Annotated in this window: 11 protein-coding genes; 6 read left to right on the top strand and 5 right to left on the bottom strand. The window is 49.2% G+C overall.

Annotated elements, in window-relative coordinates; all coding sequences use genetic code 11:
- Positions 1-133: 133 nt before the first annotated feature.
- Both ACN0VL_RS09445 and ACN0VL_RS09440 read left to right on the top strand, forming a co-directional pair.
- Entirely contained in the window at positions 134-535 is a 402-nt protein-coding gene (locus ACN0VL_RS09445; RefSeq protein ID WP_417616742.1) for an NINE protein, read from the top strand.
- Between the two features lie 833 nt (positions 536-1,368).
- A complete protein-coding gene (locus tag ACN0VL_RS09440) occupies positions 1,369-3,396 on the top strand; it encodes an acyltransferase family protein (RefSeq protein ID WP_417616740.1) in 2,028 nt (675 codons plus the stop codon).
- 30 nt (positions 3,397-3,426) lie between these two features.
- Here ACN0VL_RS09440 and waaA read toward each other — a convergent pair whose 3' ends face one another.
- Together waaA and waaF are read right to left on the bottom strand one after the other, a co-directional pair.
- Positions 3,427-4,683 (bottom strand): lipid IV(A) 3-deoxy-D-manno-octulosonic acid transferase, encoded by a 1,257-nt coding sequence (gene waaA, locus ACN0VL_RS09435; RefSeq protein ID WP_417616739.1) that lies wholly within the window; start codon positions 4,681-4,683, stop codon positions 3,427-3,429.
- Between the two features lie 4 nt (positions 4,684-4,687).
- Positions 4,688-5,749: a lipopolysaccharide heptosyltransferase II gene (gene waaF, locus ACN0VL_RS09430; protein WP_417616737.1), complete on the bottom strand. Its 1,062-nt coding sequence runs from the start codon at positions 5,747-5,749 to the stop codon at positions 4,688-4,690.
- Between the two features lie 200 nt (positions 5,750-5,949).
- On the opposite strand from waaF, the gene ACN0VL_RS09425 reads away from it, so the two are divergent.
- Entirely contained in the window at positions 5,950-6,912 is a 963-nt protein-coding gene (locus tag ACN0VL_RS09425; RefSeq protein WP_417616735.1) for a glycosyltransferase family 9 protein, read from the top strand.
- Here the strand turns inward: ACN0VL_RS09425 and ACN0VL_RS09420 are convergent.
- From ACN0VL_RS09420 to rfaD, 3 genes are all read right to left on the bottom strand, one after another.
- A complete protein-coding gene (locus tag ACN0VL_RS09420) occupies positions 6,902-7,300 on the bottom strand; it encodes an acyltransferase (protein WP_417616733.1) in 399 nt (132 codons plus the stop codon). The two genes, ACN0VL_RS09425 and ACN0VL_RS09420, sit on opposite strands and share 11 nt — an antisense overlap.
- Before the next feature lie 200 nt (positions 7,301-7,500).
- Positions 7,501-9,270 (bottom strand): polysaccharide deacetylase family protein, encoded by a 1,770-nt coding sequence (locus ACN0VL_RS09415; protein ID WP_417616731.1) that lies wholly within the window; start codon positions 9,268-9,270, stop codon positions 7,501-7,503.
- A 77-nt stretch (positions 9,271-9,347) separates the two neighbouring features.
- Positions 9,348-10,301 (bottom strand): ADP-glyceromanno-heptose 6-epimerase, encoded by a 954-nt coding sequence (gene rfaD, locus ACN0VL_RS09410; protein ID WP_417616729.1) that lies wholly within the window; start codon positions 10,299-10,301, stop codon positions 9,348-9,350.
- 145 nt (positions 10,302-10,446) lie between these two features.
- Between rfaD and ACN0VL_RS09405 the strand changes: the two genes are divergently transcribed.
- The 3 genes from ACN0VL_RS09405 (at position 10,447) to tdh (ending at position 13,432) form a co-directional block, all read left to right on the top strand.
- Entirely contained in the window at positions 10,447-11,109 is a 663-nt protein-coding gene (locus tag ACN0VL_RS09405; protein ID WP_417616728.1) for a TetR/AcrR family transcriptional regulator, read from the top strand.
- Between the two features lie 96 nt (positions 11,110-11,205).
- Entirely contained in the window at positions 11,206-12,396 is a 1,191-nt protein-coding gene (locus tag ACN0VL_RS09400; protein WP_417616727.1) for a glycine C-acetyltransferase, read from the top strand.
- A 10-nt stretch (positions 12,397-12,406) separates the two neighbouring features.
- Complete coding sequence (gene tdh / locus ACN0VL_RS09395; protein WP_417616770.1) at positions 12,407-13,432, top strand: L-threonine 3-dehydrogenase; 1,026 nt, start codon at positions 12,407-12,409, stop codon at positions 13,430-13,432.
- Positions 13,433-13,542 lie beyond the last annotated feature (110 nt).

Raw genomic sequence — 13,542 nt, 5'->3', positions numbered from 1 at the left:
CCTTTCCCCGGGCCGCTGTCGTTAGTGCGTCGAGGAGCGACGCACCTTGTTGTCTGTTGCTCTTGATGCATGGCACTCATCAGAGGTAGCGGTTACTATGAGGCTTTAATGACATAGTGGGAGTTTGACGACATTGAACAACACGCACAGCAAGGTGATCGGCTATATCCTGTGGATCTTCGGGTTTATGGGAGCTCATCGCTTCTACTATGGTCGACCCATCAGCGGCGTTATTTATTTTTTTACTCTAGGCCTGTTTTTTATCGGCTGGATTGTGGATTTATTCTTGATCCCCGCCATGGACAGAGATGCGGACGAGCGCTATACCACAGGCGACACCGATTACAATATTGCCTGGATTCTGATGACCTTCCTCGGCATCTTTGGTATTCACCGCTTGTATATGGGTAAGTGGATTACCGCCATTATCTGGTTTTTTACCGGCGGCCTGTTTCTGCTGGGCTTCCTCTACGACTTCTGTACCCTTAACTCTCAGATCGACGAAGTTAACCGCAAAACACGACGCTTTGGCTGATATTTGTAACTGCTGATTCGTTTGAACAAAAGGCCCGTTATGACGGGCCTTTTGTTTGGTTAGCGGAACAGAGCCCTTCCCCCTCCTTGATATTACGGAGCTGCCTGCGTGGTGCCGTCTACAGATAGCTCGCCTTGGTGTTAGGGAAAAAGGATGCAGGAGTCACGGCGAGCTCTGTTACCTATTCCGGAACACCGAGTTGCCCAAGGACAGTGCTAGCAGGTGATTCTGCAGCATGAAGGAGGACAAAGGACTCTGCTCCACCGACCATCACATGACAGGGAAATCATGAGCTTAGCGCCATAGGGATGAGCTTGTAGCGAGCCGATGGAGAAGGTCGTTTACTCGACCTTTACATGAAGTAAAAACAGCTCAATTGTTGAGTGTAATTGGTATAAAATTCGTTTTGGTGGGTTTAAGTGTGACTCTTTGAAATTGATTGTTGGCGCGAACAAAATACTACGCAGGTAAGGCGCTAGGGCGTAGCACCACTTGGTTTGTAGTAGATGCTGTGGGTACAAGGTGCCACGCTATTACTATCTTGCTGCTGACTGGGCAGGTAGTGGAAGCTACCTTTTTGCACGTTGCTGAGCCTAAAAGCCGTGCCATGGCCGAAGTTACCCTCTTGGCCAGGTTGTACTCGGGACTTGCCAGTTCCACTCCCTTGTGCGGCTCGTATCGTGCTCTCACTTCGCAACGAAAAAGATTTACACCCCAAGTTCAATTGGCAATAAGCCGATTGGCGCATCTGGTTGAAAAATTATAAATAAAGATGATAGGTATTGTTAATCAGTCGAGCCGGTTTTTATGGCTATTTTTATTTGAGGAATCTAGTGACTTTTACAACATATAGACCGGATGTCGATGGTTTGAGGGCTATTGCAGTATTAACGGTGATAGTGTTCCACTTTAATAGTCAGTGGATGCCGGGTGGGTTTATTGGGGTTGATGTATTTTTTGTTATATCAGGCTATATCATCACCCGTATCATCTATGCTGAAATACAACAACAAACATTTTCTTTTGCAAGTTTTTATATTAAAAGAATAAAGAGGATATTACCGCTTTTTTATCTTGTTTCTATAGTTACACTGTTAGTGTCTTGGCTGATTCTCACACCCGATGATTTGGTGAGGCTGGCCGATAGCTTGCGCTATGCTAGCGTATTTATTGCCAATATTTATTTTGAAAAGAATTCGGGTTACTTTGCCCCCGCAGCAGATACGCTACCCTTGCTGCATATGTGGTCGCTTTCTGTCGAAGAGCAATTTTATTTTATTTGGCCGTTATTGCTTTTTTTATCAATAAGGTGTCTTTCTCCTAGATACAGAAAGTGTTTTTTTGTTTTGTTACTGCTGATACTTGTTGGTGTTTCCGAATATGCAGCTCGTGGCGGACAGGCCTCGGCCTACTATTTGATTCAGAACCGAGGGAGTGAGCTGTTGATTGGTGCTTTGCTCAGTATGTTTGTTCATGACAAAAAAGAAATATTATTTGCTCGTGAGTCTGCTTTGGCTTTGGCAGGTATGCTGGGGGCACTGATATTAGTAGGTCTATTTTTTTGGCTTGATGAGAGCGCTGTTTTTCCCGGTTTAAATGCTGCTCTCGTCTCCGTTGCCACAGCAGCCTTGATACTGAATGGTGAGTTGAGGAAAGGGCTGCTTTATCGCCTGTTAAGCTCGCGAGGATTGGCTCTTACCGGCAGACTGTCTTTTTCTTTGTATCTGTGGCATTGGCCTGTGCTGGCGCTTTATCGATACTATTTTAATGGTATCGATGCAACGGGCTACGTGACTTGCGCTGTGCTGACCTTTCTGCTTGCTTATTGCTCTTGGCAGTACTTCGAAAAGCCACTTAGGTATCTGAATATTAAGAAAAAATGGGTGTTGCTGGGTTATTTTGTTCTGCCTGTTATCATGTTGGTGGTGATAGCTAAGGATATCAAGCGACATCAGGGTTATGACGACCGACTGCCAGAGCAGGCACGGCGTCTCTACGAGATCTCCATTACCAGCTATGATGAGATTACTAAAGATGTATCGGCAGATAGTCGCTATCAGCCTTTTCAATTACTGCCTGTTGGTGATGCGTATTTGCTTCCCGAGAAACCGGGGGCCTTATTGTGGGGCGACTCTCATGCCGGACACTTTCGTCCTTTTGTTGAGGAGTTGGGGTTAAAAAACGGATTTTATAGTTTGTACGGTGGTGCTGGTGGTTGTCCTCCTTTGATTGGTGTCGACTTGATTAATAATGGTCGACCTGAGGCCGAGTGTACCGATACAAATAACAAGCTGTTTGAGGTGATTAAAAACTCTGAAGCAAAGGTTGTTTTTCTGGCGGGGCGTTGGGCCATGTATACGGAAACGACCCGTTCTGAAGGAGAAAAGGGAAGCCGTGTATTTCTTGGTGATAGTACTGACTATTCCGAATCACTTGCAAATAGTCGACGAGCATTTCGTAAGGGGATAGAGGCAACAATTCAGCAGCTAATAGCCAATAACAAACGGCCAGTATTATTCGAGCAAGTACCGTCTTATCCTTTTTTGCCCAGCAATTGCTTGATTAAAAAGGCGACATACTCTTGGATGAAGGAAGTAAGCTGTAATATTGAGCAGACTGATGTTGAACAACGGCAAGCTTATGCAAATAATATTATTACTGAGATGAGCGATAAGTATCCACAGCTGACAGTGATACGTGTTAATGATTTAATTTGTCGAGATGGGCAATGCTTCAGTGAGGTAGATACAGTTCCTCTATATAGAGATAATGATCATCTGAATAGAGAGGGGAGTAAAAAGCTGTTTGAGCTCTACTTAAAAACTGAAGGTTATCAATGGTTGCGACAGGTTTTTAAATGACCAGTGGGGCTTGCGCCCCATTCTTTTTATTTATAGGAGTTCGTCAATGTGAAGCAATGTTTGATTGATGGCTCCCTTATTATCCTCAACGACTTTACGAGCATTCCTTCCTATATGAAGCCGGTAAGATGCATCCTCGAACAGCTTTAAAAGAGCGGAGGCTAGCTCCGTACTGTTATTAACAGTGACAAGAGCATTGTTTCCCTTAAGTCGCCGATAAATATCATTGAAATTAAAGATAGAAGGCCCGGTGAGGACGGGTTTGCCCAACGCCGCTGGCTCAAGCAGGTTATGACCGCCACGTTCTATCAAGCTCCCGCCTACAAAGGCCACATCGGCGGCTGCCAGCATCACAGGTAACTCACCCATGGTATCGCCCAGATAGACCTGGGCATCAGCAACTGCCGCTTGAGTGCGACGGCTTAAAGTCAAGTTCTCGCGGATGATCAGCTCACCGACCTCGTTGAAGCGTTGCGGATGACGAGGCACCAGTATCAGTAGTGCATCGGGTCGTTGTGCGAGTAGTGTTTTATGGGCGGCCAATAGTTGTGCATCTTCCCCCTCATGAGTGGATGCTGCAATCCACACCGGACGTTCCAGGCCGAGTTGTTCGCGTAGCCGCAGCCCTTGCCGGCGGATCTCGTCGTCATAGTCGATGTCGAACTTGATGGAGCCGGTGATGCTGAGTTTGTTTCTGGCCAGGCCGAGATCGGCAAAGCGATTGGCATCATCCTGATTTTGGCAGGCAATGTGGCTAATATTCGCCGATAACAGCCGAAATATACCGTGGAAACGTTGGTATTTTTTGGCTGAACGAGCCGATAAGCGGGCATTGAGCACCATAACGGGAAGCTGTTTTCGGCCGCAGGCTAGCAGCCAGTTGGGCCAGAGTTCTGTTTCCATTATCAGTAGTGCCCGGGGATTAATCCGTCGTAAAAAAAGTGCCACCGCCCAAGGGAAGTCGAGCGGAGCATAACGATGCTCTATCAGCTCCCCGAGCTTTTCTGCCAAATCTGCCCCAGTGCGGGTGGTGGTGGTGACCAGAATGGGGAGCTCCGGATGTTCCGCCTTGATGGCTTTGATCAGCGGGGTGGCAGCAACCATTTCCCCGACACTGACCGCATGCAGCCAAACCGGATTCTGGTGTCTGGGCGCCGATACCAGCCCTAAGTGCTCCGGCCAGCGCCGGCCAAAGCCGGGCTTGCCTTTTTTAGGCCAGTACAGCAGCCCCAGCAGTAAAGGGCTGAGCAGATGAATTAGCAGGTTATATATCAAGCGATAAAGCATAAGGTTACCGAAGGCTGGCGATAAGATGTTCTGAAGCCGTCAGTTGTTTTATCGCGGCGAGGACTTTCTCTGCTGGCAGCTCTTTTAGGCACTTTAAATGGCCAAGGGGGCACTCTCGCTTGAAACAGGGGCGGCATTCAATATCGGTATGAACGATGGCGACTCGTTCTGCGAGTGGCGGTGTGTATTTAGGTGAAGTTGAACCATAAATCGCGACCAAGGGGCGTTGTAAGGCGGCTGCAATATGCATCAAGCCAGAATCATTAGAAACGACAATGGCGCTTAGCGCCATCAGGTCGATGGCCTGATGCAATGAGGTCTTACCCGCCAGAATGTGACAATGCGCTTGTAATCCAGTGGGCAGATAGTGGCGAATGGCTTCGGCAACCGGAATATCCTTGGCCGAACCAAATATCCATACCTGCTTTCCCTGCTCTATTTGATGGCGAGCGACTTCCGCATAGTGTTGCTCGGGCCAGCGTTTGGAGGGGCCAAACTCGGCGCCAGGGCATAGGCTAACGATTGGCCGCTGGACATTGAGCTGTAGCTCCTGCAAGGCGTCTTGCTGATTTGCAGTATCGGCTCGCAGACAAGGCCAGGGCAGGGCGGGAATCTGATGATTGTTCAGCATGTCTGCCTTGGGGTGGGCGAGCGCGACATAGCGTTCAACCATCAACGGAAAGTCGGTTTTGTTACTGCGCAGGTCGTTCAGTAATCCGTAGCGCGACTCGCCTTTCCAGCCGGTGCGCTTTTTGATGCCGGCGAACAGCGGTATCAGCGCCGATTTCAGGGAATTAGGCTGTACTATGGCCCAGTCGTAGCCTTCGGTGGCGAGTTGCCGGCCGAGGCGGAAGCGTTTGGCCAGTTTAAAGTCACCATGCCCCAGTGGCATGACGATGGCCTTGTCGACTTCGGGCATACGCTCTAGCAGAGCACAGCACCAGGCCGGCGCCATCACATGCAGCTCGGCATCGGGGTGCTCTTGTTTCAGGGTGATATACAGGCTCTGGGACATCACCATGTCGCCTACCCAAGAAGGGCCTATGACCAGAATTTTTTTAGACATTGAGAATGTTCCTCTTTGACAGGTAAACATTATACAATGTCAGCCAAATATTGACTCGGATTAATGCAGTTATGCTCAAAAAGTGGATCTCTTCATTGCAGTCAGCACGCGATGTCTGGCGTCGAAAGCTGGGACTAATGTTGTTTGACAGACAGAGTCAGCCTTTTGAATTGAACGGACCCTTGAAAAGGATAGTCCTGGTGCGCTGGGATGCTAAGTGGGGCGACTCTATCGTTTCTTCTTTTGTGTTTCGCGAGTGGAAAAGAGCATATCCGGGCATAAAGGTTGAAGTGATTACAACACCGAATATGTCACAGCTTTTTAAAGAATACTTTGCTGTTGACCATGTGTATGAAATAAATAAAAGGCCAAGCTATGCAGAGTTGAGTAAATTAGCGCGTGATATAGGTGAGGCTGACTTATTAGTGCATCTCAGCAAGGCACTAAAAATGAAAGATCTTTACTTCATGAGTAAAGTAAAGATTGACAATATTGCCGGTCTTGATGATGCTGTAGAACTTATTAATTTAAAGTTAGGGGGAATTACTCAAGATGAGCACTTTTCTGGTAAGTATCGCAAATTACTTGAACTGACAGGGGTTGTGGTACAAAGTGAATCCTATATTGTTCCTGATAATAAAGCATCTCAAGATAAAGTGGATCAATTCATTTCTTTAATTGATGAGCCTATTCTTGTATTTAACCCTTACGGAAGCGGCGGATCTCGGAAGTTAAATGAAAGGAAGATTAAAGAAGTTATAAGTGTAGTCAATGGTGAAAATGCTTCTGTTAATATAGTATTGTTGACTATACCGGAGAAAAAACATGAAGTAGAAAAGATATGTGCTGATTACAGTAATGTATATTATTATGCTGATAGCCAGTCTATTTATGACTCTATCGCTATTATGCGTCGAGCTGATTGGGTTGTCTCCGTAGATACAGCAACAGTACATATAGCGACAGGACTAAGAAAGCCTTTAATAGCCATATACAATCCAGATGAAGAAAACTATAAAGAGTGGCACCCAAACAGTAGTCTTTCAAAAAGTATATTCTCACAAAGAGTATACCCGCAAGATATTAACGGAATTAACCTGGGAGATTTTAAAGATTATATTTCTTATTTTATTTCATTTCATCTCGAGCATGTTAATAAGTAAGTCGCTCATTCCACGATATATTTTTTTTGATTGTCTTGGCAGGATTACCTGCTGCAATCGTATTTTTATCGTGTTGGCCAGTCACTACCGAGTTGGCACCGATTACGCAATCGCTTCCAATGCTAACCCCTTTAAGTATCATAACATTTTCTGCTAACCATACGTGATTTTTTATTATTATATCCGCAGCATAATTGATGCGCATGTTGTTTTCGTATATATCATGGCCATCACTTGTTAAAATCATTACATTGTTAGCAAGTAAACAGTCCTCTCCAATGATAATGCGAGTTTTCTTTTCTCTGCAAGAGAGCTTACATATACCAGTATTTGTTGTTCTAGCGCCAATGTGGACGATGCAGTCGTCGCCTAATATTTCTATTTTCATACTTCGTAAATTGCACAATTCATCAATTATTAAAGAGTTGTTTTCCCTTTAATAATTATTTCGCACTCTCTGATTCGAGTGCTTGGATGAATGTTAAGTGTATTCTTTTTGTCGATTCTTAACTTATTTCTTAATCGAATCTTTATTTTATTTAAATTCATGTTTTATCCAGTTAGTTATGCTGGAGTGCTTAAAGTTCACTATTGGCCCGCTTTCCTGAACACATAACTCCCTCGGATTTTCCGCCATAAACCGAATACGTCGGTGCGGGGAAAGATGGCGATGCGACGGATCTGATACGGATCTTGATGCATGGCAAGGGGGCCGCTGTTGGTGGCGACGGCAAAGGGGTAACCGAGCGCTTGGGCCAGGTCTTTGCTATCCTGGTTATGGCTACCGAACGGGTAGGCGAATGACATCAGTGGCTTGCCTAACAATTGTTCGAGTTGCGCCTTGTTTTCGGCAATCTCATGGTGCTGAGCGTCTTTGTCCAGCGAATCCAGATGGGGGTGGGTCAGGGTATGGCCACCAAATTCCACCAGCCCCGAATCGGCCATTTCTTTTATCTGGGCCGGGCTCATCAGCTCTACCCGCTTTTCGGGGTTGCTTGGGTGTTCTACGTCCCAGCGATTGAATTGCTCACCGGTCACCGCATAAATTACCGCTTTAAAGCCGTATTTTTTTAATAGTGGAAATAACAGCTCGTAATTGTCTTTATAACCGTCGTCGACGGTAATCATGATATATTTTTTGCCTGATGCCAGGCGCTCGGCCAAGCCCTGTTCGGCAAGATCGGCAAAGGTGAGCGTCTGGTAACCTAAAAACTTAAGCAGTTTAAAGTGCTTTTCCAACATGTCGACGTGCATATAAGTGCCATGTACGCCTTTCTCACTGTCATCTTTAATAAAGCGGTGGTACATGATGATGGGCATTTCACGGCGCAGGCGATGCACATACACGCTTTGGTAATCTTGCTCCAGTTGATCAACTACGGCGTGCAAGTCGTAATGGGCTTTAACCTGGGCAACCAGGCTTGCACCCGGTTGTGGTTGCTGCAAGGCCGTTGCTATTTGGCCAGGAAGGTCGGCAAAGTCGATATCCAGATCTTTGGGGCCAATATCACCAAAGTTACTGGCCATGGCAGACGCTAAATTATCGGTGGTGACAAGACCCGGCGCCATGGCTTCGCCGATCGCGAAAACAGGACGCTGCATTAATATTGTTTCCATGGCCACTCGGCCGGCGCCCATCACCAAGTCTGACTGTGCTATCAGGCCAGGAACATCCTGTACGTAACCCAAAAACCGTACTTGCGACTTAAAACGCTCAAATCTGGGCGGAACATCGGAGCCAGACGCAATTTGTACCCGGTAATTGTCCAGATCCAGACATTCATCCAGCAGGCGATAGCAGAGTTCACCCTTGGGGCCGGTGAGGCGACCGATAATGCTGATGACCGGCTTTGGGTTGTGCGGGGCAGAACAGGGCTGATATTGTTCGGTATTAATACCATTTCGGCCTATTGCAATCAGTCCGGGCGCCACGCCCAGGCTGGTGATCAACTGCTCGCGCACGGCCTCGCATACCGCTAGTGCCTTATCGCCCAGGGCATGAAACTTCTTGCGCGACGCATGTACCGGCTGGCGGCCATGCACACTGGTGATCATGGGCGTGCCGGTGAGCTTGCAGGCGACATAGCAGCTCCAGCTCGAGGCTCGACTATGGGCATGCACCAGCTGAATGCGGTGCTTTTTAATGAGATACACCAAATAGCCTACATGCCAGAAGCGGCGGGGCAGGCTGCGCTTGTTAAAGCGCAGCTTGAAGTACTGGCCTTGATGGGGCTTGGTCAGGGTGTCGGAAACATAGAATACCTTGTGGCCACGCTGACTCAGTTCATCACCTACCGTGGTGGCATAGACTTCGGCCCCAGTCACTTCCAGTTGTGACAGCGCCATCAAGATGTTCATGTAGTCGTATTACTCCCTATCCCATATCTGTAGTGAGACCAGTTCTTCACTCGTTCAATTGTTACTTATTCAAGCTGTTACTTATTTAGCCAGGCCATGTATTCACTCACGCCTTCGGCCACGGTTTTAAACGGGTGGGGGTAACCGGCGGCGCGCAGTTTGGTCAGGTCGGCCTGGGTAAAGCTCTGGTAACGACCTTTTAGCTGCTCGGGGAAGGGGATGTATTCGATGCTACCCTTGTTGTGGTGCTTGATCACGGCTTCGGCCACATTCTGGAAAGGCTCGGCCTGGCCGGTGCCGCAGTTGAAGATGCCGGATACTTCCGGGTTTTCCCAGAACCACAGGTTTACCTTGCACACATCTGCGACATAGATGAAATCGCGCATCTGGCCACCGTCAGGGAAGCCATCGCAACCTTCAAACAGCTTGGGGTTTTCCCCTTTATGCAGCTGGGTGTTGAGGTGGAAGGCCACGCTGGACATGCCGCCTTTATGCTGCTCGCGAGGGCCGTATACGTTGAAATACTTGAGGCCCACTACCTGAGAATTGATCTCGGGCAGCAGTTGACGCACATACTGGTCAAACAGTTGCTTGGAGTAGCCGTATACGTTGAGTGGCTGCTCGTATTGTGGCTCTTCAATAAAGTTGTCGTTGCGCCCGCCGTAGGTGGCGGCGGAAGAGGCATAAATGAAGGGGATTTCCCGCTCCAGGCAGTAGTGCAGCAAGTCTTTGGAATATTGATAGTTGTTTTCCATCATGAACTTGCCGTCCCACTCTGTGGTGGCCGAGCAGGCGCCTTCATGAAAGATTACTTCGATGCCGCCCCATTCTTCAAATTCGTCGCCGGAAAAGATACGCTGAATGAATTCGTCTTTGTCGAGGTAGTCGGCAATGGTGAGGTCGACCAGATTCACAAATTTGGTGCCATCGGTGAGGTCATCGATAACCACTATATCGGTGCGCCCTTGGTCGTTGAGGGTTTTTACCAGATTGCTGCCGATAAAGCCGGCGCCGCCAGTTACAATGATCATCGCTGTCTGCCTCTTGTTGGCCGGAAGCTGTCCGGCAAAACGAACTGAATTGACTGCAAAGTTTATCACGCTTGGCCGGCAGAAAACTAACCCGCTAGCCTGTGTTATGCTTCAGTAAACAATTTTCCAGCATTTGGTTCGTCTGATGAACACCAAAGAACGTATCGTGGCCGCCGCCTTGCAGCTGTTTAATGAGCAAGGGGAGGCGAATGTCACCACCAATCATATTGCCGCTCACCTGGGCATGAGCCCGGGTAATCTCTACTATCACTTCCGCAATAAAAACGACATTATTCACCGCATCTTCCTGCAATATGGCGAACATTTACGCAAGGGGTTTACCCCCATCAATGGCCCGGCCAGCGCCAACCCGGCGGTGTGGTTTCATTATCTGGATGCGATTTTCTACGTGATGTGGGAATTTCGCTTCTTCTACGCCAACCTCAACGATATTTTGCACCGCGACGCCGAACTGCACCGCCAGTATCTGGCGGTTCAGCAAGAGCTGAACATCAATCTGCAATCATTATTGCGCGAGCTGAACAAACAACAAGTGTTGATCATTCCCGATAGTGAAATAGAGCCCATCACAGAGGTACTCAAAATGCTGGTGTCGTTTTGGGTGAGCTACCAGTCGGCGCAATCGCTCACGCCTCACATCAGCCAGGCGGTGCTCTATGACGGTGTGTCCCGGGTCTTGCTGTTGCTTAAACCCTATTTTCATCCCGACCAGGGACTCGAACTGGCAAACCTGATGGCACATTATCAGGCGCTTGCCGGCAAACCCAGTGATCCCTTTCACAAATAGCGGTTGAGGGTGGAATATACTGTGCTAGCCTGGTCATTAAGAAGTAAAATGGTCCAACTAATCCTCAGATAGCCAGATTGATAGCGGGAGTTCACTATGTCAGCGGCATTTTATGCTTATTTATCCGAACAGCTAGCGCACACCAAAGCAGAAGGACTCTTCAAGCAAGAGCGTGTCATCAAGTCACCTCAAAGCGCCGCGATAGAAGTCGGGCAGCAAGAGGTTATCAACTTCTGTGCCAACAACTATCTGGGGCTGGCCAATCACCCCGATCTGATCGAGGCGGCTCAGCAGGGGTTGAACAGCCACGGCTTCGGTGTGGCCTCGGTGCGTTTTATCTGCGGTACGCAAGACTTGCACAAGCAATTGGAAGCCGATCTGTCCACCTTTTTGGGCACGGAAGACACCATTCTTTATACCTCCTGCTTTGATGCCAATACCGGTTTGTTTGAAACCCTGCTTGGCCCGGATGATGCCATTATTTCCGACGCGCTCAATCATGCGTCCATTATCGATGGCGTGCGTCTGTGCAAGGCGAAACGCTATCGCTACGCCAACAACGACATGGCGGAGCTGGAAGCCCAGCTGCAGCAGGCCGAGGCAGACGGTGCGCGTTTTAAACTGATTGCGACCGACGGTGTCTTCTCGATGGACGGCGTCATTGCCAACCTGGGCGCTATTTGCGACCTGGCCGAGCAATACAATGCCATGGTGATGGTGGATGACTCCCACGCGGTCGGCTTTGTCGGTGAACAAGGTCGCGGCACCCCGGAATACTGCAACGTGATGGACCGCGTCGACATTATTACCGGTACGCTGGGCAAAGCCCTGGGCGGCGCCTCCGGGGGTTATACCTCGGGCAAGAAAGAAGTGATCGACTGGTTGCGTCAGCGCTCGCGGCCGTACTTGTTCTCCAACTCGTTGGCCCCCACCATTGTTGCCGCTTCCATCAAGGTGCTCGACATGCTGAAAAGCGGCGACGAGTTACGGAACAAGGTGCGAGAAAACAGCGCCTATTTCCGCCAGCAGATGAGTGCGGCCGGTTTTACCCTGGCGGGTGAAGACCATGCCATTATTCCGGTGATGCTGGGCGATGCGGCGCTGGCCGCAAAAATGTCGGACAAGTTACTGGAGCGTGGCATTTACGTGATTGGTTTCTCCTTCCCGGTGGTGCCAAAAGGCCAGGCGCGGATCCGCACGCAAATGTCGGCGGCGCACAGCCGTGAACATCTGGATAAAGCCATTGCCGCCTTTATCGAAGTCGGCCAGGAACTGGGTGTGATTTAAGGAAGCCATGATGAAAGCATTAGCAAAACTGAAAGCAGAACCCGGCATCTGGATGACCGATGTACCCGAGCCCGAGCTTGGCCATAACGATTTATTGATAAAAATTCGCAAAACGGCCATTTGCGGTACCGATATTCATATTTATAACTGGGATGAGTGGTCGCAAAATACCATACCGGTCCCCATGGTAGTGGGGCATGAGTACGTAGGCGAAGTGGTTGCCATCGGCCAGGAAGTACGGGGCTTTACGGTCGGTGATCGGGTATCGGGTGAGGGCCACATTACCTGTGGCCATTGCCGTAACTGTCGCGCCGGACGCACCCACCTGTGCCGCAATACGGTAGGGGTCGGTGTTAACCGTGAAGGTGCCTTCGCCGAATATCTGGTGATACCGGCGTTTAATGCCTTTAAACTGCCCGACGAAGTGTCCGACGATCTGGCGGCTATTTTCGACCCCTTTGGTAACGCGGTGCATACTGCCTTGTCGTTCGACTTGGTGGGCGAAGATGTGTTGATCACCGGTGCCGGCCCCATTGGAATTATGGCGGCGGCGGTCGCTCGTCATGTTGGGGCTCGCCACGTGGTGATCACCGACGTGAACGAATACCGGCTGGATCTGGCGCGCAAGATGGGCGTAACCCGAGCGGTCAACGTGGCCAGCGAAAAGCTGGACACCGTGATGGCCGAACTGGGCATGACCGAGGGCTTCGATGTGGGGCTGGAAATGTCTGGCGTACCGGCAGCCTTCTGCGACATGCTCGATAAAATGAACCACGGCGGCAAGGTGGCCATGCTGGGTATTCCCCCCTCCGATATGGCAATTGACTGGACTAAGGTCATTTTCAAGGGCTTGGTACTCAAGGGCATCTATGGTCGCGAAATGTTTGAAACCTGGTACAAGATGGCCAGTCTGATCCAGTCCGGTCTGGATTTAACCCCCATGATCACGCATCACTTCAAGGTGGATGATTTTCAAAAAGGGTTCGACACCATGCGCTCGGGCCAGTCCGGCAAGGTGATCCTCGACTGGACCTGAGAGTCTGCCTGAACGTTTCGAGAACAAGAAGGTCGGCCTGGCCGGCCTTCTGTATTTAAAGCGCCTGTTTATCCTGTTCAGCCCGTTGGCTATCCTTTCTGTTGTCGTCA

The sequence above is a fragment of the Oceanisphaera sp. genome (assembly GCF_048268965.1).
Classification (GTDB): Bacteria; Pseudomonadota; Gammaproteobacteria; order Enterobacterales; family Aeromonadaceae; genus Oceanimonas.
This window is presented reverse-complemented; position numbering and strand designations above follow the sequence as displayed.

Bases quoted from the DNA above. Each gene is read 5' to 3' on its own strand.
- waaF (WP_417616737.1), bottom strand. From the start codon at position 5,749: ATGTCTAAAAAAATTCTGGTCATAGGCCCTTCTTGGGTAGGCGACATG.
- ACN0VL_RS09405 (WP_417616728.1), top strand. From the start codon at position 10,447: ATGAACACCAAAGAACGTATCGTGGCCGCCGCCTTGCAGCTGTTTAAT.
- ACN0VL_RS09420 (WP_417616733.1), bottom strand. From the start codon at position 7,300: ATGAAAATAGAAATATTAGGCGACGACTGCATCGTCCACATTGGCGCT.
- ACN0VL_RS09415 (WP_417616731.1), bottom strand. From the start codon at position 9,270: ATGAACATCTTGATGGCGCTGTCACAACTGGAAGTGACTGGGGCCGAA.
- rfaD (WP_417616729.1), bottom strand. From the start codon at position 10,301: ATGATCATTGTAACTGGCGGCGCCGGCTTTATCGGCAGCAATCTGGTA.
- ACN0VL_RS09400 (WP_417616727.1), top strand. From the start codon at position 11,206: ATGTCAGCGGCATTTTATGCTTATTTATCCGAACAGCTAGCGCACACC.
- waaA (WP_417616739.1), bottom strand. From the start codon at position 4,683: ATGCTTTATCGCTTGATATATAACCTGCTAATTCATCTGCTCAGCCCT.
- tdh (WP_417616770.1), top strand. From the start codon at position 12,407: ATGAAAGCATTAGCAAAACTGAAAGCAGAACCCGGCATCTGGATGACC.